This is a genomic window from Pseudomonas sp. p21 (assembly GCF_001642705.1).
In the GTDB taxonomy this organism is placed as follows: Bacteria; Pseudomonadota; Gammaproteobacteria; order Pseudomonadales; family Pseudomonadaceae; genus Aquipseudomonas.
The window spans coordinates 793349-814152 of sequence record NZ_LWBV01000003.1; the positions used below are offsets into that span (position 1 = coordinate 793349).

At 64.7% G+C, this 20804-nt stretch carries 18 protein-coding genes; 10 read left to right on the plus strand and 8 right to left on the minus strand.

The annotated features are described in order from the left end of the window. Positions 1–86: 86 nt before the first annotated feature. The gene (locus tag A4C63_RS12980) at positions 87–1268 is read right to left on the minus strand and encodes a PLP-dependent aspartate aminotransferase family protein (RefSeq protein WP_063912985.1); all 1182 of its coding nucleotides are present in this window, start codon (positions 1266–1268) and stop codon (positions 87–89) included. 92 nt (positions 1269–1360) lie between these two features. On the opposite strand from A4C63_RS12980, the gene A4C63_RS12985 reads away from it, so the two are divergent. Beyond that, on the plus strand, positions 1361–1822 hold the full coding sequence (locus tag A4C63_RS12985; RefSeq protein WP_063912986.1) for an Lrp/AsnC family transcriptional regulator: 462 nt from the start codon (positions 1361–1363) through the stop codon (positions 1820–1822). A gap of 115 nt (positions 1823–1937) precedes the next feature. Here the strand turns inward: A4C63_RS12985 and A4C63_RS12990 are convergent, their stop codons facing one another. Next, a complete protein-coding gene (locus A4C63_RS12990; RefSeq protein ID WP_063912987.1) occupies positions 1938–4268 on the minus strand; it encodes an FdhF/YdeP family oxidoreductase in 2331 nt (776 codons plus the stop codon). A 340-nt stretch (positions 4269–4608) separates the two neighbouring features. Here A4C63_RS12990 and moaA point away from each other — a divergent pair, with 340 nt between their 5' ends. Both moaA and A4C63_RS13000 read left to right on the plus strand, forming a co-directional pair. Next, positions 4609–5613, plus strand: a complete 1005-nt coding sequence (gene moaA / locus A4C63_RS12995) for a GTP 3',8-cyclase MoaA (RefSeq protein WP_082888321.1) — start codon at positions 4609–4611, stop codon at positions 5611–5613. 20 nt (positions 5614–5633) lie between these two features. Continuing rightward, positions 5634–6533, plus strand: a complete 900-nt coding sequence (locus tag A4C63_RS13000; RefSeq protein WP_063912988.1) for a bestrophin family protein — start codon at positions 5634–5636, stop codon at positions 6531–6533. Positions 6534–6663: 130 nt separating this feature from the next. Here the strand turns inward: A4C63_RS13000 and moaB are convergent, their stop codons facing one another. Further along, positions 6664–7203: a molybdenum cofactor biosynthesis protein B gene (gene moaB / locus A4C63_RS13005; protein WP_003259533.1), complete on the minus strand. Its 540-nt coding sequence runs from the start codon at positions 7201–7203 to the stop codon at positions 6664–6666. A gap of 140 nt (positions 7204–7343) precedes the next feature. On the opposite strand from moaB, the gene A4C63_RS13010 reads away from it, so the two are divergent. After that, on the plus strand, positions 7344–8231 hold the full coding sequence (locus A4C63_RS13010; protein WP_063912989.1) for a LysR family transcriptional regulator: 888 nt from the start codon (positions 7344–7346) through the stop codon (positions 8229–8231). Here A4C63_RS13010 and A4C63_RS13015 read toward each other — a convergent pair. Further along, positions 8219–9001, minus strand: coding sequence for an AraC family transcriptional regulator (locus A4C63_RS13015; RefSeq protein ID WP_063912990.1), 783 nt, complete (start codon positions 8999–9001; stop codon positions 8219–8221). The two genes, A4C63_RS13010 and A4C63_RS13015, sit on opposite strands and share 13 nt — an antisense overlap. 380 nt (positions 9002–9381) lie before the next feature. On the opposite strand from A4C63_RS13015, the gene A4C63_RS13020 reads away from it, so the two are divergent. The 5 genes from A4C63_RS13020 to A4C63_RS13040 all read left to right on the plus strand — a co-directional run bounded on the left by A4C63_RS13020 (position 9382) and on the right by A4C63_RS13040 (position 15925). After that, positions 9382–10998 carry an APC family permease gene (locus tag A4C63_RS13020; protein WP_063912991.1) on the plus strand — a complete coding sequence of 539 codons (1617 nt, stop codon included), beginning with the start codon at positions 9382–9384 and terminating at the stop codon, positions 10996–10998. 23 nt (positions 10999–11021) lie between these two features. After that, the gene (locus tag A4C63_RS13025; RefSeq protein WP_063912992.1) at positions 11022–11948 is read left to right on the plus strand and encodes a 4-hydroxyproline epimerase; all 927 of its coding nucleotides are present in this window, start codon (positions 11022–11024) and stop codon (positions 11946–11948) included. A 45-nt stretch (positions 11949–11993) separates the two neighbouring features. Then, on the plus strand, positions 11994–12941 hold the full coding sequence (locus A4C63_RS13030) for a dihydrodipicolinate synthase family protein (RefSeq protein ID WP_063912993.1): 948 nt from the start codon (positions 11994–11996) through the stop codon (positions 12939–12941). 156 nt (positions 12942–13097) lie between these two features. Further along, positions 13098–14675 (plus strand): aldehyde dehydrogenase (NADP(+)), encoded by a 1578-nt coding sequence (locus tag A4C63_RS13035; RefSeq protein WP_063912994.1) that lies wholly within the window; start codon positions 13098–13100, stop codon positions 14673–14675. A 2-nt stretch (positions 14676–14677) separates the two neighbouring features. Beyond that, the gene (locus A4C63_RS13040) at positions 14678–15925 is read left to right on the plus strand and encodes an FAD-binding oxidoreductase (RefSeq protein WP_063912995.1); all 1248 of its coding nucleotides are present in this window, start codon (positions 14678–14680) and stop codon (positions 15923–15925) included. A 123-nt stretch (positions 15926–16048) separates the two neighbouring features. Here the strand turns inward: A4C63_RS13040 and xenA are convergent, their stop codons facing one another. After that, entirely contained in the window at positions 16049–17140 is a 1092-nt protein-coding gene (gene xenA, locus A4C63_RS13045; protein WP_063912996.1) for a xenobiotic reductase XenA, read from the minus strand. A gap of 50 nt (positions 17141–17190) precedes the next feature. Between xenA and A4C63_RS13050 the strand changes: the two genes are divergently transcribed. Next, positions 17191–17526: a helix-turn-helix transcriptional regulator gene (locus tag A4C63_RS13050; RefSeq protein ID WP_063912997.1), complete on the plus strand. Its 336-nt coding sequence runs from the start codon at positions 17191–17193 to the stop codon at positions 17524–17526. A 117-nt stretch (positions 17527–17643) separates the two neighbouring features. Here A4C63_RS13050 and A4C63_RS13055 read toward each other — a convergent pair whose 3' ends face one another. The 3 genes from A4C63_RS13055 to mqo all read right to left on the minus strand — a co-directional run bounded on the left by A4C63_RS13055 (position 17644) and on the right by mqo (position 20792). Next, positions 17644–18261 carry a metalloregulator ArsR/SmtB family transcription factor gene (locus tag A4C63_RS13055; protein WP_063912998.1) on the minus strand — a complete coding sequence of 206 codons (618 nt, stop codon included), beginning with the start codon at positions 18259–18261 and terminating at the stop codon, positions 17644–17646. After that, positions 18261–18905 carry a hypothetical protein gene (locus tag A4C63_RS13060; RefSeq protein ID WP_063912999.1) on the minus strand — a complete coding sequence of 215 codons (645 nt, stop codon included), beginning with the start codon at positions 18903–18905 and terminating at the stop codon, positions 18261–18263. The genes A4C63_RS13055 and A4C63_RS13060 overlap by 1 nt, the downstream gene beginning before the upstream one ends. A 249-nt stretch (positions 18906–19154) precedes the next feature. After that, positions 19155–20792: a malate dehydrogenase (quinone) gene (gene mqo, locus A4C63_RS13065; protein WP_063913000.1), complete on the minus strand. Its 1638-nt coding sequence runs from the start codon at positions 20790–20792 to the stop codon at positions 19155–19157. Positions 20793–20804: the final 12 nt, after the last annotated feature.

Below are 20804 nucleotides of genomic sequence, written 5' to 3' on the forward strand. Positions count from 1 at the left end.
AACCCGCTCCCACAGGTACAGCGCCAGCCCTGATGGCAGCCGAGTCCCTGTGGGAGCGGGTTTACCCGCGAAGAGGCCAGCAGCCCTTACACAGCAGCCGCAGCCTTCAACGCCCCATCCAGGTCTTCGACCAGGTCACGGTAATCCTCGATCCCCACCGACAACCGCAGCAGGTTCTCGCTGATCCCCATCACGCCCTTCTGCTCCGGGCTCAGCGAGCAGTGCGACATGCTCCAGGAGTGGTTGATCATGCTCTCCACCCCGCCCAGCGAGTCGGCCAGCACGAAAATCTGCAGCGCCTCGACCAGCCGGTTGAGCGCGGCCCGGTCGCCCTTGACCTTCATCGCCACCACCGCCCCGCCACTGCGCATCTGGCGTTTGCACAGCTCATGCTGCGGGTGGCTTTCCAGCCCCGGGTAATACACCTGCTCGATCTGCGCGTGGCTTTCGAGGAAGCGCGCTACCTGCAGGGCATTGGCACACTGGCGCTCCATGCGCACATCCAGGGTCTTCAGGCCGCGCAGGGCCAGATAGCAGTCGAACGGCCCCTGCACCGCGCCAATCGCCATGCTGATGCGGCGCAGGCGCGCCAACAGCGCATCATTGGCGGCTACCACCACGCCACCGGTGAGGTCGGAGTGGCCGCCGATGTATTTGCTGGCCGAGTGCATCACCAGGTCCACACCCAGGGTGATGGGGCGCTGGTTCCATGGCGAGCAGAAGGTGTTGTCGATGCAGGTAAGGATGCCCCGCGCCTTGGCCAGGTCGCACACAGCCTTGATATCGACCAGGTGCAACAAAGGGTTGGTCGGCGATTCGATCCAGATCAGCTGGGTTTCCGGCTTGATGGCGGCAGCCACCGCCTCGAGGTCGTTGAGGTCGACGTAGGTGGTGGTCAGGCCCGAGGTGCGGCTGCGGTAGTCTTCGAGGATGCGGAAGGTACCGCCGTACACACCGTTCATCACCACCACGTGGGCATCCTTGGGCAGCAGCTCCAGCACGGTGGCGGTGGCGTTCACACCCGAGGCGCAGGCAACCGCGCCCACCCCTTCTTCCAGGGCGGCGACACAGGTTTCGTAGGCATGCCGGGTGGGGTTGCCGACGCGGCTGTAGGAGTATTCCGGTTTGTCATCCAGGCTGCGCTTGGTGAACGAGCTGGCGGTGACGATCGCCGGAAAGATAGCGTTATCGGCGACGCTGAACTGCTCACCGGCGTGAATGGTACGGGTGGCGAAATTGCGCGGCTTGTCGGACATGGTCAGGCCCATTGGCAGAATGAAAGTTGCCACTATCGCACAACCCAAATCTTCTGGCCTTGGGGTAATCTGTGAAAAATTTTTCTCCACGGCCCACATGCAATATGGACAGCTTCGACCAGCACATTCTCACCCTGCTTCAGCGCGACGCCTCGATCTCGCTCAAGGACCTGGCAGAGGCCGTCAACCTGTCCACCACGCCGTGCTGGAAGCGGGTCAAGCGCCTGGAGGAGGACGGCTACATTGTCGGCCGCGTTGCCCTGCTCGACCCGCAACGGCTGGGGCTGGGGCTGACGGTGTTCGTCCAGCTCAAGACCCAGCGCCACGACAGCGCCTGGCTGGAGCAGTTTGCCGCGACCGTGACCGGGTTCGAGGAAGTGATGGAGTTCTACCGCATGTCGGGGGACTGGGATTACATGCTGCGGGTGGTGGTGGGGGATATTGCGGCGTATGACCGGTTCTACAAGAAGCTGATTACCAGTACTGATGGGCTGTCGAACATTACTTCCAGTTTTGCCATGGAGCAGATGAAGTACACCACGGCTTACCCGGTGCATCGTTCCTGATCGGTGCTGGATTCTTCGCGGGCTTGCCCGCTCCCACAGGAGTACCACAGTGCTGAAACTGTGGGGTCCCTGTGGGAGCGGGCAAGCCCGCGAAGAGGCCAACACAGGCTACCGGTCAATCCGCGGCCAACACCGCCGCGATCCGGTTCCCCGCCTTGGCTTTCTCCACCTTGATCGCCACGAACTTCGAGGTCGGGGTATAGGTCCCCTCGCCGTAGCTTTCCAGCGGCACCAGCGGGTTGGTCTCCGGGTAATAGGCCGCCGCCTGCCCCTCGGGCACGTCATACGCCACCAGGCGGAAGCCCGACACCCGCCGCTCCACGCCATCTTCCCACAGCGACACCAGGTCGACGTGCTCGCCTGGCTCGAAGCCCATCCGGCGGATGTCGACCTCGTTGACGAACACCACTTCCCGCAGGCCGAACACCCCGCGATAACGGTCGTCCAGGCCATACAGGGTGGTGTTGTACTGGTCGTGCGAACGCAGGGTCTGCAGGATCAGGTCGGGCTTGTCACCACGCGCCAGCACCTTGGCATTCACCAGTTGCTCCGGCAGCAGGTGCGGGCTGAAGCGCGCCTTGCCAGTGGCCGTGCGCCAGGTACGGTCGGCGGCGTTGTTGCCCAGGTGGAAGCCGCCCGGGTGTTGCAGGCGCTCGTTGAAATCGGTAAAGCCGGGGATCACATCGGCAATCATGCTGCGGATACGGCCGTAATCGGCAACAGCGTACTCCCAGTCGATCGGCTGCTTGCCCAGGGTCGCCTGGGCCATGCCGGCGATGATCCAAGGCTCCGAGCGCAGGTGCGGCGAGCGCGGGCGCAGTTGGCCGTGGGAGATGTGCACCATGCTGAAGGTGTCCTCCACGGTCACGCCTTGCGGCCCGCTGGCCTGCATGTCGATTTCGGTACGGCCCAGGCACGGCAGGATCAGCGCGTCGCGGCCGGTGACCAGGTGCGAGCGGTTGAGCTTGGTGGAAATCTGCACGGTCAGCGCGCAATTGCGCATGGCCGCATGGGTGCGCGGCGTATCCGGCGTAGCCTGGGCAAAGTTGCCACCCAGGCCGATGAACACCTTGGCCCGCCCCTCTTCCATGGCCTTGATCGCCAGCACCGCGTTGTGCCCGTGGGCGCGCGGCACGCGGAACCGGAAGCGTTTTTCAATGGCATCGAGCAGTGCCGCCCTGGGCTTCTCGTCGATGCCCATGGTGCGGTCGCCCTGCACGTTGCTGTGGCCACGCACCGGTGACAGGCCGGCGCCGGGCTTGCCGACGTTACCGCGCAGCAGCTGCAGGTTGACGATTTCCTGAACGGTAGGCACCGAGTGGCGGTGCTGGGTGACGCCCATGGCCCAGCACATGATCACCCGTTCGGCCTTGCGGTACATGCGCGCGGCCAGTTCGATCTCGGCCTGGGTCAGGCCCGATTGCTCGATGATGTGCGCCCAGGGCGTGGCATCCACGGTTTCCAGGTAAGCGTCGATGCCACTGGTGTGCTCGGCGATGAAGGCATGGTCGAACACCGCCGGCTCGCCATTGGCCTGGGCTTCACGCTCCCACTGCAGCAGGTACTTGGCAATGCCGCGCATCACTGCCATGTCGCCGCCCAGGGCCGGGCGGAAGTAGGCAGTGTTGGTTGGCTCGGAGCCATTGCTGAGCATCTCGAACGGGTGCTGCGGGTGCTGGAAGCGCTCCAGGCCGCGCTCTTTCAGCGGGTTGAAGCAGACCACCTGGGCACCGCGCTTCACCGCTTCACGCAGTGGTTCGAGCATGCGCGGGTGGTTGGTGCCGGGGTTCTGGCCGATGACGAAGATAGCGTCGGCCAGTTCCAGGTCGTGGAACACCACGGTGCCCTTGCCCACGCCCAGGGTTTCCGACATGCCCACGCCGCTGGCTTCATGGCACATGTTCGAGCAGTCGGGGAAGTTGTTGGTGCCGTAGGCGCGGACGAACAGCTGGTAGAGGAACGCCGCCTCGTTGCTGGCCCGGCCCGAGGTGTAGAACTCGGCCTGGTCGGGCGATTCGAGTGCGAGCAAATGTTGGGCAACCAGCGCGAAGGCTTCTTCCCAACTGGTTTCCACATAGTGGTCGGTGGCCGCGTCATAGCGCATCGGGTGGGTCAGGCGGCCCTGGTACTCCAGCCAGTAGTCGGTCTGCTCGGCCAGCGCACTGACGCTGTACCTGGCGAAGAACGCCGGGTCCACCGAGCGGCCGGTGGCCTCCCAGTTGACCGCCTTGGCGCCGTTTTCGCAGAACTTGACCATGTCGTTTTCCGGCGACTCGCCCCAGGCGCAGCCGGGGCAGTCGAAGCCGCCGTTCTGGTTGGTCTTGAGCATGGCCCGCAGGTTCTTGAAGGCATTGTCGCTGCCCAGCCAGCTCTTGGTCACGCTCTTGAGCGCACCCCAGCCGGCGGCGGCGCCCTTGTAGTCCCTGATATGTTGGTCCTGGCTCATGCGGTGAATCCTCACGCTTCGATGCTTTTTTTCAGCCTATGGAGCGTGGGGTAGAGCCGTCCAATCGAAAGATCTTACGGGGTGATAGGCGGTTTCGATCATGGGCTGGAACCGCGTCACGGCCTTCGCGGGTGAACCCGCTCCCACAGGGCCCCCACAGGTTTCGAGTCCTGCGCTTTACCTGTGGGAGCGGGTTTACCCGCGAATTGGGCGACGCGATGAAATACGTGGCCTGCAGCCATGATAGAGGCCATCGATCAATCGGTCGGACAAAGCAATTTGACGGCCCTGCGGCCAGGTTATAGCTTGGACTCAAGTCCCAAGCCATTCGAGCGCGAACGTGGAACAGAACAGCCGGGCCCTGATCGACGGCTTCAACCGGAAAATCGACTACCTGCGGATGTCGGTCACCGACCGCTGCGACTTCCGTTGCGTGTACTGCATGGCCGAAGACATGCAGTTCCTGCCACGCCAGCAAATCCTTAGCCTCGAGGAACTGTTCCAGGTGGCCGAGCGCTTCGTCGCCCTTGGCACCAGCAAAATTCGCCTGACCGGTGGCGAGCCTCTGGTGCGCCGGGGCATCGTCGACCTGTGCGGGCGCATCGCCGCCCTGCCCGGCCTGCGCGAGTTGTGCCTGACCAGCAACGGCTCGCAACTCGGGCGCCTGGCCCAGCCGCTGTTCGACGCTGGCGTGACGCGCCTGAACATCAGCCTCGACAGCCTGGACGCCGACCGTTTCAAGCAACTGACCCGCACCGGCGACCTGCACCAGGTGATCGCCGGCATCGACGCCGCCCGCCAGGCCGGCTTCAAGCGCACCAAGCTCAACTGCGTGGTCCTCAAGGGCCGCAACGACCATGAACTGGTCGACCTGGTGCGCTTTGCCATCGACCGCGAGCTGGACATCACCTTCATCGAAGAAATGCCCTTGGGCGTGATCAGCGAACATGAACGCGGCGAGTCGTTCTGCTCCAGCGATGAAGTACGCGCGCTGCTGGCCGAGCAGTTCACCCTGGTCGAGTCGACCGAGTCGTCCCAGGGCCCGGCCCGCTACTGGCGCCTGGCCGAAGCTGCCAATATTCGGGTCGGCTTCATTTCGCCACACAGCCACAACTTCTGCGCCACCTGCAACCGCGTGCGCCTCACCGTCGAAGGCCGCCTGCTGCTGTGCCTGGGCAATGAACACTCGGTGGACCTGAAACAGGTGCTGCGCGCCCACCCCGGCGACCCCGAACGCCTGGAAAAGGCCATTCGTGACTCGTTGCACCTCAAGCCCTACCGCCATCACTTCGAAGTCGGTGGCGACGTGCAGATCCTGCGTTTCATGAACATGACCGGCGGCTAGGCAGCCGTCCCTGGATTTCCATGATCGTCCATCCCACCCCCGATGTGCTGCGTGTGCTGTTCACCCTCAAGGGATCGATCGTCAAGCGCATTGCCCTGCGCTGCCTGACGGTCACCCTGCTGGCCGCGCTGATCGTGTTGGTCGAGCGGCATTTCCCGGCGTTTTTCTACCCGGTCAGCGCCACCCCGTTCACCTTGCTGGGCCTGTCACTGTCGATTTTCATGAGCTTTCGCAACAACGCCTGCTATGACCGCTGGTGGGAGGGGCGCAAGGCCTGGGGCAAGCTGATCATCGAAACCCGCTCGTTCGTGCGCGAAAGCCTGGTGATTACCGACGCCCCCCTGCGTGCCGAACTGTTGCGCAGCCTGTGCGGCTTTGCCCATGCGCTGAATGCTCGGCTGCGCAGCGAGGATGAACTGGCCGCCGCCCGGCCCTGGCTGGCCCACCCCGAGGTGATCAGCCCGCACAATGTATGCGACGCTATCCTTCGCGAAGTTGGCGGGCATTGCTCGCGGCTGGCTGAACGGCAGCAGATCAGTGACTGGCGCTACAGCCTGCTGGAGCAGCGGCTGGTGGGTCTGACCGAAGTGCAGGCCACCTGCGAGCGAATCAAGGGCACACCGTTGCCATTCCCCTACACGCTGTTGCTGCATCGCACCATCTATATCTTCTGCCTGCTGCTGCCGTTCGCCCTGGCCGAGCCTCTGGGCTGGCTGGCACCGCTGTTCACCACCATCGTGGGGTACACGTTCTTCGGGCTGGATGCGATTGGCAACGAACTGGAGGACCCGTTCGGGCGCGATGAGAACGACCTGCCGACCGATGCCATGGTACGGACCGTGGAGCGCGATGTGCTGGCGGGGTTGGGAGAACAACAGCTGCCGCCGGCGTTGTTGCCTGTAGACCATGTATTGAGCTGACCGAATGCAGTGGCCTGTGCCGGCCCTTTCGCGGGTAAACCCGCTCCCACAGGGCCCCCACAGGTTTCGAACCCTGCGCGTTACCTGTGGGAGCGGGTTTACCCGCGAAGAGGCCGGTACAGGAGAAAACTCAGCCCCGGCTTGCGCAGGCCTCGATCGGTTTCAGGTGCTTGACGAAGTTGCACGGCCGGTGCCGCGCATCCAGCTGCTCCGCCAGGATGCCCTCCCACGCCGTACGGCAGGCCCCGGTGGACCCCGGCAGGCAGCACACCAACGTGCGGTTGGACAGCCCGGCCAGCGCCCGGCTCTGCACGGTCGAGGTACCGATATCGAGAATCGACAGGGCCCGGAACAGTTCGCCAAAGCCATCGATACGCTTGTCCAGCAGGCACTCGACCGCTTCCGGCGTGCTGTCACGGCCGGTAAAACCGGTACCGCCCGTGATCAGCACCACCTGCACCTGCTCGTCGGCAATCCAGGTGGCGACCTGGGCGCGGATCTTGTAAAGGTCGTCCTTGAGCAACGCCCGCGCCACCAGGCGGTGACCAATCTCAACCGAGCGGCTGGCCAGCAGCTCACCGGAGGTGTCGTTGTCGTAGGTACGGGTGTCGCTGACAGTCAGCACGGCGATATTGAGCGGTACGAAGACCGCGTCGGGTTGGACACGCACGGGGAGGCTCCTTGAGTGGCATTGCCGCCACGCTAGAGGCATGGTCCAGGGGCGTCCAATCGATATGGCGTACCGACTGATCAATGACATCTATCGCAGACGTGGGTTAAGGTCTGCACAACCCGCTACCAGGCACTTCCATGGACATCAAGCAGCTCAAATTCCTCATCGCCCTCGACCAGACCCGCCACTTCGGCCAGGCGGCGGCGCTGTGCCATATCACCCAGCCGACGCTGTCCATGCGCCTGCGCAACCTGGAAGACGAACTGGACCTGGTGCTGGTCAAGCGCGGCCAGCGCTTCGAGGGTTTCACCGAGGCCGGCGAGCGCATCCTGGCCTGGGCCCGCACCCTGCTCGCCGCTCACGACGGCCTGCAGGCCGAAGCCGCCAGCTGCCGTGGCCAGGTGGTCGGCAGCCTGCGCCTGGGCACGGTGCCGCTGGCCAGTTTCAATCCCATGCACCTGCTGCTGCCGCTGCGTGAAAAATACCCCGAACTGCACTTCCAACTCAGCTCGCTCAGCTCGGAACAGATCATCGACGGGCTCAGCCGCAACCAGCTCGATCTGGGCATCTGCTACCTCGACCAAGTGAACACCAGCTTCTTCGAAGTGATCGAACTGGGCACCACCACCATGGGCCTGCTGCACGATACCCGGCACTTCCAGTTCACCAGCGAAACCCTGCGTTGGGACGAGCTGGGCGACATTCCGCTGGGCCTGCTGAGCAAGGGCATGCACTACCGCCAGTCGCTGGACCTGAGTTTCCGCAGCCGTGGCCTGGAGCCGAATGCGGTGCTGGAAAGCGACTCGAGCTTCCAGCTGATCCAGGCCATCAACACCGGCATGTGCTGCGCGGTCATGCCACTGGACTGCGGCCTGGAAGACCTGAGCGAGCACTTGCGTATCCTGCCGGTGGCCGACGCCGCGATCCACAGCCCGGTCGGCCTGCTGCTGCGCCGTAGCGAGCCGCGTTCGGCCATTGCCGAGCAGTGCTTCGATGAGGCGCGGGCGCTGTTTCAGGCCAGCTGAGCGCTGGTCGCCTGGCGGTACTGGCGCGGGGTGAAGCCGGTCAGTTGCTTGAACTGGCGGCTGAAGGCGCTGTGGTCGGTATAGCCGCAGCACATCGCCACTTCAGTGATCGGCAGTTCCGAGTGCAGCAGGCGGTGAGCGTGCTCCAGGCGCGCCTTGTGGATCATCTGCCTTGGCGTGAGGTGGAACACTCGCTTGCAGTAACGCTCCAGCTGGGCCACGGAGATGCCGGCGATACGGGTCAGCTCGCCCATGCTGATCGGCTGGTGGAAATGCCGGCGGATATGCTCGTCCACCGCGGCCAGGCGCTGGTACGCGGGGTGGCTGTCGGCGGCTGATTGCAAATCGACCGAGATGCCGACCAGGCCGATGATCTCGCCGGCCTGGTTGTACAGCGGGCGCTTGTGGGTCAGGCACCAGCCGGGTTCGCGGCTGCCGTACAGGTGCAGTTCCAGCTGGTCTGCCAATACCAACCCTTCCTTGAGTACACGACGATCCTGCTCGGTGTAGCCGGGGCCCAGCTGTGCCGGGAACACTTCGGCGCTGGTCTTGCCTAGTAGCGGTTGCAGGCGCTTGAGGCCGCAGCGCTGGACCAGGGTGTTGTTGGCCAGCACGTAGCGGGCGGCCGGGTCCTTGATGAAGATCGCGGCGTTGGGGATGGCGTTGAGGATCGGCAGCAGCAGGGACACACCGGCGAGCAGGGCTTCGAGGCTGGCGGGGCGGTGCTGGTCGAGGGACTGGTAAAGGTTGGCCAGGGGGGTGTCGGTCATCTGTCGGTTCTCTGTTGGCTGTGCCGGCCTCTTCGCAGCGCAAGGCTGCTCCTACAAGGGGTGCACTGCCTTCGAGACTGGTGCGGCCTCTGTAGGAGCAGCCTTGTGCTGCGAAGAGGCAGGCACCAGCACTGCATCTCTCAAACCCTTGCCCAGTATGGCTTACAGCCTATTCCACACCCCAGCACCTAGCCACTGCTTTTTTCCTACTGTGCCGATTTCGTCATCCCTCCTGCAGAAAACCATCAAGATCCGCCGCCCCGATCGGTCCACTCTATGCCCCACGCAAGCCGCCCCAAGTCCTACAAGAGCGCGGCCCAAAAAGCCGCATCTCGTGACATCAGACCTGCCTATCCAATAACCAACAAAAAGGCGAACCCATGTCAGGCAAATTCAAAAAACAGTTGTCATTGCTGGACCTCACCTTCATCGGCCTAGGCGCCATCTTCGGCTCCGGCTGGCTGTTCGCCGCCAGCCACGTCTCGGCCATCGCCGGCCCGGCCGGCATCCTGTCCTGGTTCCTTGGCGGCTTCGCCGTGCTGTTGCTGGGCATCGTCTATTGCGAACTGGGCGCTGCCCTGCCGCGTGCCGGGGGCGTGGTGCGCTACCCGGTTTACTCCCACGGCCCGCTGTTGGGCTACTTGATGGGCTTCATTACCCTGATCGCCTTTTCCAGCCTGATCGCCATCGAAGTGGTCGCCTCGCGCCAATACGCCGCCGCCTGGTTCCCCGGGCTGACCAAGGCCGGCTCCAGCGACCCGACCGTGCTCGGCTGGCTGGTGCAGTTCGCCCTGCTGGGGCTGTTCTTCTTCCTCAACTACCGCAGCGTGAAAACCTTCGCCAAGGCCAACAACCTGGTCAGTGTGTTCAAGTTCATCGTCCCGCTGCTGGTAATCGGCGTGCTGTTCACCTTCTTCAAGCCGGAAAACTTCGAGGTCCAGGGCTTTGCCCCGTTCGGTCTGTCCGGTGTTGAAATGGCGGTATCGGCCGGTGGCATCATCTTCGCCTACCTGGGCCTGACACCGATCATTTCGGTGGCCAGCGAGGTGAAGAACCCGCAACGCACCATCCCGATCGCGCTGATCCTCTCGGTACTGCTGTCCACCGCGATCTACGCCCTGCTGCAACTGGCCTTCCTTGGCAGCGTGCCAACCGAAATGCTAAGCAACGGCTGGGCCGCCGTGACCAAGGAACTGGCCCTGCCCTACCGTGACATCGCCCTGGCCCTGGGTGTGGGTTGGCTGGCCTACCTGGTGGTGGCCGACGCAGTGATCTCGCCCAGCGGCTGCGGCAACATCTACATGAACGCCACCCCGCGCGTGGTCTATGGCTGGGCGCAGACCGGCACCTTCTTCAAGTACTTCACCCGCATCGACGCCGAGTCCGGCATCCCGCGCCCGGCGCTGTGGCTGACCTTTGGCCTGTCGGTGTTCTGGACCCTGCCATTCCCGTCCTGGGAAGCACTGATCAACGTGGTTTCCGCCGCCCTGGTACTGAGCTACGCCGTGGCCCCGGTCACCGTCGCCGCCCTGCGCCGCAACGCCCCCGACATGCCGCGCCCGTTCCGGGTCAAGGGCATGGGCGTACTCGGCCCGCTGTCGTTCATCATCGCCGCGCTGATCGTGTACTGGTCGGGCTGGAAGACCGTGTCATGGCTGCTGGCCCTGCAGATCGTGATGTTCGTGCTGTACCTGCTGTGCGGCCGCTTCGTGCCGACCCAGCACCTGTCGCTGGCCCAGCAAGTGCGCTCGTCGGCGTGGCTGATCGGCTTCTACGCAGTGACCATCCTGCTGTCGTGGCTGGGCAGCTTCGGCGGCCTGGGAGTGCTCGGCCACCCGTTCGACACCGTGGTCGTGGCCGCTTGTGCGCTGGGCATCTACTACTGGGGCGCGGCCACCGGCGTGCCTGCCCACCTGGTACGCCTGGAGGGTGAGGATGAAAGCGAAGCCTCTGCCGAAAGCTACCCAGGCCAACGCCCTGCCGCCGTCGCCTCCTGACCCACTCCGGAATGGACAAGCTCATGAAACAGATTCACGTCATCGACTCCCACACCGGCGGCGAACCCACCCGCCTGGTGATGAAAGGCTTCCCGCAACTGCACGGCCGCAACATGGCCGAGCAACGCGACGAACTGCGCGAGCTGCACGACCAATGGCGTCGTGCCTGCTTGCTGGAACCACGTGGCAACGATGTGCTGGTCGGTGCGCTGTACTGCCCACCGGTGTCGGCCGACGCCACATGCGGGGTGATCTTCTTCAACAACGCTGGCTACCTGAACATGTGCGGCCACGGCACCATCGGCCTGGTCGCCTCGCTACAGCACCTGGGCCTGATCGCACCGGGCGTGCACAAGATCGACACCCCGGTCGGCCAGGTCAGCGCCACCCTGCATGAAGACGGCGCCATCACCGTCGGCAACGTGCCGTCCTATCGCTACCGCCAGCAGGTGCTGGTGGACGTGCCCGGCCATGGCCCGGTGCGCGGCGACATCGCCTGGGGTGGCAACTGGTTTTTCCTCGTCTCCGAACACGGCCAGCGCATCGAGCTGGACAACCGTGAGGCGCTGACCGAGTACACCTGGGCCATGCTCAAGGCCCTCGAAACCCAGGGCATCACCGGTGAAAACGGTGCCCCCATCGACCACGTCGAACTGTTCGCCGACGACGCCAACGCCGACAGCCGCAACTTCGTGATGTGCCCCGGCAAGGCCTACGACCGCTCGCCCTGCGGCACCGGCACCAGCGCCAAGCTGGCCTGCCTGGCCGCCGACGGCAAGCTCGACGAAGGCCAGACCTGGGTTCAGGCCAGCATCACCGGCAGCCAGTTCCAGGGCCGCTACGAGCGCGACGGCGAACGCATTCGCCCGTTCATCACCGGCCGCGCCTACATGACCGCCGACAGCACCCTGCTGATCGACGAACAGGACCCGTTCGCCTGGGGCATCTGACCCCGGCTTTTTCCAAAAAAACGAATAGTGCGAGGAGTAACAACAATGACCAACAATATCTTCACCGGCACCATGCCCGCCCTGATGACCCCCTGCACCGCCGAGCGCAAACCGGACTTCGACGCCCTGGTGCGCAAGGGCCGCGAGCTGATCGAGGCCGGCATGAGCGCCGTGGTGTACTGCGGCTCGATGGGCGACTGGCCGCTGCTGACCGAGGCCGAGCGCCAGGAAGGCGTGGCACGCCTGGTGGCCGCCGGCATCCCGACCATCGTCGGTACCGGCGCGGTGAACACCCGTGAGGCGGTATCTCACGCCGCCCACGCGGCCAAGGTCGGTGCCGCCGGCCTGATGGTCATCCCCCGCGTGCTCAGCCGCGGTGCCTCGCTGATTGCCCAGAAGCACCACTTCTCGGCCATCCTCGCCGCTGCGCCAAAACTGCCGGCGGTCATCTACAACAGCCCGTACTACGGCTTCGCCACCCGCGCCGACCTGTTCTTCGAACTGCGCCGCGAGTTCCCCAACCTGATTGGCTTCAAGGAGTTCGGCGGTGGCGCCGACCTGCGTTACGCCGCCGAACACATCACGTCCAAGGATGACGACGTGACCCTGATGGTCGGCGTCGACACCCAAGTGGTGCATGGCTTCGTCAACTGCAACGCCACCGGCGCCATCACCGGCATCGGCAACGCCCTGCCGCGTGAGGTGCTGCACCTGGTGAGCCTGAGCAAGCAGGCGGCCAAGGGTGACGCCAAGGCCCGTCGCCTGGCGCGTGAACTGGAAGCGGCGCTGGCGGTGCTGTCGTCGTTCGATGAAGGCTGCGACCTGGTGCTGTACTACAAGCACCTGATGGTGCTGAACGGCGACAGCGAATACAGCCTGCACTTCAACGAAACCGACCTGCTGACCGACGCCCAGCGCAATTATGCCGAGCAGCAGTACGCGCTGTTCCGCACCTGGTACGCCAGCTGGTCGGCCGAGCAGAACATCGCCTGATCGCCTGATTCAGGCCGAGCCGCAGCCCCTGTGGGAGCGGGTTCACCCGCGAACACCGGCGAAGCCGGTGCCAGGCACCGAGTCGCCTGCTTCGCGGGTAAACCCGCTCCCACAAGAGCTGCGGTCTCCCTTGATATTGATTCCAAAGGAGGCCCCATGACCCTCACAGGCAACCTGCTGATCGGCCAGACACCGGTAACCGGCAGCCGCGAAGCCATCCGTGCCATCGACCCGGCCACCGGCCAGGCGCTGGAACCGGCCTACCTCGGTGGCAGCAGCGAACACGTAACCCAGGCCTGCGCCTTGGCCTGGGCGGCGTTCGATAGCTACCGCGAAACCTCGCTCGAACAACGGGCACAATTCCTCGAAACCATCGCCGCGCAGATCGAAGCGCTGGGCGATGCCCTGATCGACCGCGCCGTGGCCGAAAGCGGCCTGCCCAAGGCGCGCATCCAGGGCGAACGTGGCCGCACCTGCACCCAGCTGCGCACCTTCGCCCGCGTGGTACGGGCCGGCGAATGGCTGGATGTGCGGGTCGACAACGCGCTGCCCGAGCGCCAGCCCCTGCCGCGTGCCGACCTGCGCCAGCGCCAGGTGGCCCTGGGGCCGGTGGCCGTATTCGGCGCCAGCAATTTCCCCTTGGCCTTCTCGGTGGCCGGTGGCGACACCGCCTCGGCCCTGGCCGCCGGTTGCCCGGTGGTGGTCAAGGCCCACGGCGCCCACCCGGGCACCAGCGAGCTGGTAGGCCAGGCAGTGGCACAAGCAGTGAAGCAATGCGGCTTGCCGGCCGGCGTGTTTTCGCTGTTGTACGGCTCCGGTCGTGAAGTGGGCATTGCGCTGGTCAGCGACCCGCGCATCAAGGCCGTTGGCTTTACCGGCTCGCGCAGCGGCGGCATTGCGCTGTGCCAGGCGGCCCAGGCCCGCCCGGAGCCAATCCCGGTGTACGCCGAAATGAGCTCGATCAACCCGGTGTTCCTGTTCGACGGTGCCCTGCAAACCCGCGCCGAGGCAATGGCGCAAGGCTTCGTCGCCTCGCTGACCCAGGGCGCCGGCCAGTTCTGCACCAACCCCGGCCTGGTGATAGCCCGCCAAGGGCCCGACTTGCAGCGTTTCATCAACACCGCCAGCGAACACGTGCGCCAGGCTGCTGCACAGACCATGCTCACCCCGGGCATCTTCAGTGCCTACCAGGCCGGTGTCGGCGCCCTGGCCGCAAACGCCAATGCCCAGGCCGCCGCCAGTGGCCAAGCCGGGCAAGGCCCCAACCAGTGCCAGGCGCAGCTGTTCGTGACCCAGGCCGAAGCGTTCCTTGCCGACCCGGCGTTGCAGGCCGAGGTCTTCGGCGCGGCGTCGCTGGTGGTGGCCTGCGCCAACGATGAGCAGGTCCGCCAGGTGGCCGAGCATCTGGAAGGCCAACTGACCGCCACCTTGCAACTGGACGATGCCGACATCGACAGCGCCCGCGCCCTGCTGCCGACCCTTGAGCGCAAGGCTGGCCGCATCCTGGTCAATGGCTGGCCGACCGGTGTAGAGGTATGCGACGCGATGGTCCACGGCGGGCCGTTCCCGGCCACCTCCGATGCCCGCACCACCTCGGTGGGCACGGCGGCGATCCTGCGCTTCCTGCGCCCGGTGTGCTACCAGGACTTCCCCGATGCCCTGCTGCCACAGGCGCTGAAACACGACAACCCGCTGCAACTGCGGCGCCTGCTCGACGGTAAACGGGAAGGCTGAGCATGCTCGAAACCGCTGAAACCGATATCGCCGTGGTCGGCGCCGGCATTGTCGGCGTCGCCTGTGCCCTGCAACTGGCTCGCCAGGGCCGCCGGGTAACCCTGGTCGACCGCCAGGCACCCGGCCAGGGCGCGTCCTACGGCAACGCCGGGCACCTGGCCACCGAGCAGGTATTCCCGATTGCCGACCTGTCGATCCTCAAACGCCTGCCGCGCATGCTGCTGGACCCGATGGGCCCGCTACGCCTGGACTGGAAGTACCTGCCCAGGGCCATGCCCTGGTTCACCCGCCTGCTGCTCAACCTGCGCCCGGGTCCGTTTCAGCGCAGCGTGGCCGGCATCCGCACGTTGAACGAAGGCAGCCTGGGTGCCTGGCAGCGGTTGCTGGGTTCGATCGGGCGCAGCGAGCTGTTTCAGGAAGATGGCTCGTTGCTGGTGTTCGAACGGCCTGAGTCGCGCCAGGCGCTGGAGGCCTTGCGCGCACGCATGCAACAGCAGGCGGTGCCGGTGGACTTCTGGTCGGCCGACACCGTGCGCGAGGCGGCGCCGCAACTGAGCCAGTCGTTGCAGGGTGGGCTGTTCTTCCCACGTACCGGGCACTTCATCGACCCCTACCGGGTGGTGTGCGAACTGTTCGAAGCGGCCAAGGCTAGTGGTGTGCGTTTTGTCCAGGCACAGGTCGATGGCGGGCGGCTGCACAGCGGCGGAGTCAGCCTGGCCAGCGACCAGGGCACCCTCGATGCCCGCCAGGTGCTGATCAGTTGTGGCGCGCACTCTGCGCGGTTGACCGGCGCGCTGACCGGCAAGCAGGTGCCACTGGATACCGAGCGCGGCTACCACCTGATGTTGCCTGGCGAGCATCAGCGCCTGCCGTTTGCAGTCACATCGCTGGAGCGCAAGTTCATCATGACGCCCATGGCCGAGGGTTTGCGCCTGGCCGGCACCGTGGAATTCGCCGGGCTGGACGCGCCGCCGAGCATGCAACGAGCGTGGCAGTTGCACCGGTTGAGCAAGGGCTTGTTCCAGCGGGACTTGAGTGTGGAGGGAGCGACGCCGTGGATGGGCTTCCGGCCTTCGTTACCGGATTCGTTGCCGGTGATCGACCGGGTGTGTGACGGGCGGGTGCTGTTGGCGTTCGGGCATCAGCACCTGGGGTTGACCCAGGCGGCGGTGACGGCGGAGTGGGTGGGGCGGTTGGCTGACAGGGACAGTGGGGCTGATATGGCGGCTTACCGGTTGGACCGGTTTTAGCCTGTACTGGCCTCTTCGCGGGTGAACCCGCTCCCACAGGGATCGCACAGGCCTTGAGGGCAGTGGAGATCCTGTGGGAGCGGGTTTACCCGCGAATGGGCTGCAAAGCAGCCCCTTCATGCCTCAGCGATAACGCTCCAGCCAGTGCGCATACGGTGCCGGCAAGGTCCAGGAGGCTTTCTCCACCCCCAGCTCCTTGGCCGCAAAATATGCCCAGTGCGGGTCAGCCAGGTGCGCACGCCCTACCGACACCAGGTCCAGTTGGTTGGCCTGCAGCGCCGCTTCCGCCAGTTGCGGCGTACCAAAACCCCACGCCGAGGTCACCGGCAGCTTCGCCTCACGGCGCACACGCTCGGCAATCGGCCCCATGAACGCCGGGCCCCACGGGATGTTGGTGTCGGGAATGGTGAAGCCGACACTCACGCTCAGCAGGTCAAGGCCACCGGCCTTGAAGCGGCGCGCCAGTTCGATCGACTCTTCCAGGGTCTGTTCATCGCGGCCATCGTATTCCAGCACACCAAAACGCGCGGTCAGTGGCAGGTTTTCTGGCCATACCTCACGCACCGCTGCCAGGGTTTCCAGCAAGAAGCGGCTACGGTTGTCGAAGCTGCCACCGTAGGCATCGGTACGCTTGTTGGAGTGTTCGGAGAAGAAGCTCTGGCCCAGGTAGCCATGGGCAAAGTGCAGTTCGATCCACTCGAAGCCGGCATCACGCGCCCGGCGGGCGGCATCGACGAAGTCCTGCTTGACCCGGGCAATGTCGTCCAGGGTCATCTCGCGCGGCACTTGCGGCAGGTGCGCGCCGAAGGCGATGGCAGATGGGGCGATGGTTTCCCAGCCACGGGCATCGTCGGCGGCAATGTGGTCGTCACCTTCCCAAGGGCGGTTGGCGCTGGCTTTGCGCCCGGCATGGGCAATCTGGATACCCGGCACGGAACCGGCGGCCTTGATTGCCTGCACCACTGGCACGAAAGCCTGGGCGTGGGCATCGCTCCAGATACCGGCGCAACCGGGGGTGATGCGCCCTTCCGGGGCCACTGCCGTGGCCTCGACCACCAGCAGGCCTGCACCGCCACGGGCCAGGCTGGCCAGGTGCACGTGGTGCCAGTCATTGATCATGCCGTCTTCGGCCATGTACTGGCACATCGGCGGGATGGCGATGCGATTGCGCAGGGTGACGTCCTTGAGGGTGTAGGGTTCGAACAAGGCGGACATGGGCAAGCTCCAAGGCTATTTGATTACGATAGTTCGATCATAATCGAACTATGGCAATTAATGATAGCCCCGTTATCATGACGACCATGCGAGCCTATCAACATCCCAATTCCGAAGACCTCACCCTGGAACGCCTGCTCTATGCCCTGAGCGACCCGGTGCGCCTGGGTATCGTGCGCCACCTGGCGGGCGTGGCCGAAGCCAGCTGCGGCGAGCTGGACGGCGGCCGGCCGAAGTCGAGCATGTCCCACCACTTTCGCGTGCTACGTGATGCGGGGTTGGTGCATACCCGCAATGTGGGGACTACGCATATGAATTCGTTGCGTAGCGAGATGCTGGGGGAGCGGTTTCCCGGGTTGCTGGACTGTATTCTGCAACAGCAGTGATGCTTTCACTGGCCTCTTCGCGGGCTCGCCCGCTCCCACAGGGATGGAGCCAGGCCTGAGGGCAGCGCCCTACCTGTGGGAGCGGGCAAGCCCGCGAAGAGGCCAGAACAGGCAAGATCAATGCTCTTTCTTGCCCAGGGCAAACCGGCACACCTGCCCGCCCCTGAGCATGCACTCCTCATGGCTGACCTCGGCCCCACCCAAGGCCCCGATCAGCGCCAGGTCCAGCTCGCACACCACCGGGTGCGCCTTGGCCAGGTGATGGAACACGCAATTGTGCGCAACGATCTGCGGCTCGCCCCCCGAGCGGAAGAACACCTGCGCCTCGTACCCGGCATTGTTCATGTGCTCGACAATGCGTGCTTCATCCACCACCTCGTGCTCCAGGTCTACCGCCAGCTTGCGCCCCAGCTGGCGCATCAGCGCCAGCAACGCCTCCTGCCCCAGCAAACCGGCCACTTCTGCAATCAGCAGGTTGGCCAGCAACGGGTACTGCCGCGGGAACAGTTCGCGGGCCTGGTCGGTCAGCTCGTGCAGCTGCTCCGGGCGTCGCCCGGTGGGCCGGGTAGCGCCACGCTTGACCAGGCCGTCGCGCTCCAGCGCGGCCAGGTGCTGGCGCACCGCCGTGCGGGTGATGGCCAGGGCCTGCGCCAGGTCGTCGATGCTCATGCCGGCCGGCTGGAGCAGCAACGCATGGAGCAGGTCCTGTTGGGTACGGCCCAGGCCTTCGAGCATCAGAATTTGTCCGGGAACTGTTTGACCAACGCCGCAGCCAGGGCGTCGGACAGGGTCAGTATATGCTCGCGCATCATCGCCCAGGTGCGCGCCTCGCCCACGTAGTCAGTGGCTGCCAACTGGTCGATCTGCGCCACGTGATGGCCGCCGTGGGCGCTGAGCAGCGTCAGCAGGGTCGGCTCGGGCAGGTTCGGGTTGGCCTTGGCCAGGAACGCGGCGATGGCCTTGGCATTGCTGGTCAGCTCACTGACCGCGGCTTGCTGGCCTTTGTTGTCCTTGGCCACGGTGGCATCGCTGTAGTGCTTGATGGCGCCCCAGTGGCCGGCCAGCAGTTTCAGCAACTGATCGGCGGCAGGCTGGCCGTAAAGCGGGGCAATGCTGTTGGCGATCCTGGTGGCGTCGGTGACCACTTCCTTGGCGGCGACTTCGGCCTGCCTGGCGTTACCGGCCTGGTTGGCGACGGCATAGCTGCGTACCCAGAAGATGTGCTCGACCCACAGGTCGCGCAGGGCCATGCGCGTGGTCATTGCAGCAGATTCGGCGGGTTTGGCGGCGGGGGTTTCGCTGGAGTAGGAGTAGCTTTGGCTCCATGCCGGCTGGGCGCACAGGGCCAGCAGCAGTAAGGCGGCAATCTTGATGTTCATGACGGCACCCTCCTGGAGGGGGATCGACTGACAAGATTAATTTAAGCATCAAAATATGTTTTTATTGGGACTGAGCTGGGTTTCCGATCAGTGGTTTCCTGTTCCGGCCCTTTCGCAGCACAAGGCTGCTCCTACAGGTACGGCACGGCGCCGTACCTGTAGGTGCAGCCTTGTGCTGCGAAAGGGCCGGAACAGGCAACAAAAAAGCCACGAGGTCTCCCCCATGGCTTCTTTCACAACAATGGCCGATTACAGCGCCATGTCATTCTCAGGCTTGCTCTCGACCGGCTGGCTCGGTGCAACCGTAGTGCCGACGCTTTCGTCGATCACCGGTGGCTTCTCCAGCTGCAGCACTTCAGCGGTGTAGTTCCACTCTTTCTGGGTGGCCGCCGCCGAGTCGTTCAGCTTGGTGCCATAGCTCGGCACGATCTGCTTGATCTTGGCCTGCCACTCAGGGGTAGCGACCTTCTCCTTGAACACGGTTTCCAGCACGTTCAGCATGATCGGCGCAGCAGTCGAAGCACCTGGCGATGCCCCCAGCAGGCCGGCAATGGTGCGGTCTTCGGAAGCAACCACTTCAGTGCCCAACTTCAGCACGCCGCCCTTCTCGGCATCACGCTTGATGATCTGCACGCGCTGGCCGGCCTGCCACAGGCGCCAGTCTTCCTTCTTGGCGTTCGGGAAGTAGGTGCGCAGGGCTTCGAAGCGGTCGTCGTCAGACAGCATCAGCTGGCCAGCGAGGTACTCCACCAACGGGTACTGGTCGATGCCGACCTTGGTCATCGGCCACACGTTGTGGGTGGTGGTGCTGCTCAGCAGGTCCAGGTACGAGCCGTTCTTCAGGAACTTGGTCGAGAAGGTGGCGAATGGGCCAAACAGGATCACGCGCTTGCCGTCCAGCACGCGGGTGTCCAGGTGCGGTACCGACATGGGTGGCGCACCGGTCGAGGCGATGCCGTAGGCCTTGGCCATGTGCTGCATGGCCACGGTCGGGTTCTCGGTCACCAGGAACGAGCCGCCCACCGGGAAGCCTGCGTATTCCTTGGCTTCAGGAATGCCCGACTTCTGCAGCAGCTTCAGCGCGCCGCCGCCGGCACCGATGAACAGGAACTTGGCGTCGGTGGCCGATTCGCTGCCGTCCTTCAGGTTCTTGTACTCGACGTGCCACGAGCCGTCCTTGTTGCGGGTGATGTCCTGCACTTCGCTGGACAGCTTCAGGTCGAAGTTTTCCTGGGTTTTCAGGTGGCCAACGAACTGGCGGGTGATCTCGCCGAAGTTGACGTCGGTGCCGATCGGCGTCCAGGTCACGGCCAGCTTCTGGTTCGGGTCGCGGCCTTCCATCATCAGCGGGACCCACTTGGCGATCTGCGCGTGGTCCTCGGAGTATTGCATCGGGCGGAACAGCGGGCTGGCCTGCAGCGCGTCGTAACGCTTCTTCAGGAACTTGATGTTGTCATCGCCCCACACGAAGCTCATGTGCGGCGTGGTGTTGATGAACGAGTGCGGGTTCTTCAGCACGCCCTGGCGGACCTGCCACGCCCAGAACTGGCGGGAGATCTGGAAGGCTTCGTTGATTTCGATGGCCTTGGTGATGTTGACGTTGCCGTCTTTGTCTTCCGGGGTGTAGTTCAGCTCGGCCAGTGCGGAGTGGCCGGTACCGGCGTTGTTCCAGCCGTTGGAGCTTTCTTCGGCCACACCATCCAGGCGCTCGACCATTTCCATCGACCAGCTTGGCTCCAGCTCGTGCAGCCACACGGCCAGTGTCGAGCTCATGATGCCGCCGCCGACCAGCAGCACATCTACTTTCTTGGTTTCTGCGGCGTGCGCTTGCATGACACTTGCAGCGACAGCCAGACCCAGCAAGGTCTTGCCAGCTTTCTTGAACATTGATCAATTCCA

Bases quoted from the DNA above. Each gene is read 5' to 3' on its own strand.
- A4C63_RS12980 (WP_063912985.1), bottom strand. From the start codon at position 1,268: ATGGGCCTGACCATGTCCGACAAGCCGCGCAATTTCGCCACCCGTACC.
- A4C63_RS12985 (WP_063912986.1), top strand. From the start codon at position 1,361: ATGGACAGCTTCGACCAGCACATTCTCACCCTGCTTCAGCGCGACGCC.
- A4C63_RS12990 (WP_063912987.1), bottom strand. From the start codon at position 4,268: ATGAGCCAGGACCAACATATCAGGGACTACAAGGGCGCCGCCGCCGGC.
- A4C63_RS13000 (WP_063912988.1), top strand. From the start codon at position 5,634: ATGATCGTCCATCCCACCCCCGATGTGCTGCGTGTGCTGTTCACCCTC.
- A4C63_RS13010 (WP_063912989.1), top strand. From the start codon at position 7,344: ATGGACATCAAGCAGCTCAAATTCCTCATCGCCCTCGACCAGACCCGC.
- A4C63_RS13015 (WP_063912990.1), bottom strand. From the start codon at position 9,001: ATGACCGACACCCCCCTGGCCAACCTTTACCAGTCCCTCGACCAGCAC.
- A4C63_RS13020 (WP_063912991.1), top strand. From the start codon at position 9,382: ATGTCAGGCAAATTCAAAAAACAGTTGTCATTGCTGGACCTCACCTTC.
- A4C63_RS13025 (WP_063912992.1), top strand. From the start codon at position 11,022: ATGAAACAGATTCACGTCATCGACTCCCACACCGGCGGCGAACCCACC.
- A4C63_RS13030 (WP_063912993.1), top strand. From the start codon at position 11,994: ATGACCAACAATATCTTCACCGGCACCATGCCCGCCCTGATGACCCCC.
- A4C63_RS13035 (WP_063912994.1), top strand. From the start codon at position 13,098: ATGACCCTCACAGGCAACCTGCTGATCGGCCAGACACCGGTAACCGGC.
- A4C63_RS13040 (WP_063912995.1), top strand. From the start codon at position 14,678: ATGCTCGAAACCGCTGAAACCGATATCGCCGTGGTCGGCGCCGGCATT.
- xenA (WP_063912996.1), bottom strand. From the start codon at position 17,140: ATGTCCGCCTTGTTCGAACCCTACACCCTCAAGGACGTCACCCTGCGC.
- A4C63_RS13050 (WP_063912997.1), top strand. From the start codon at position 17,191: ATGGCAATTAATGATAGCCCCGTTATCATGACGACCATGCGAGCCTAT.
- A4C63_RS13055 (WP_063912998.1), bottom strand. From the start codon at position 18,261: ATGCTCGAAGGCCTGGGCCGTACCCAACAGGACCTGCTCCATGCGTTG.
- A4C63_RS13060 (WP_063912999.1), bottom strand. From the start codon at position 18,905: ATGAACATCAAGATTGCCGCCTTACTGCTGCTGGCCCTGTGCGCCCAG.
- mqo (WP_063913000.1), bottom strand. From the start codon at position 20,792: ATGTTCAAGAAAGCTGGCAAGACCTTGCTGGGTCTGGCTGTCGCTGCA.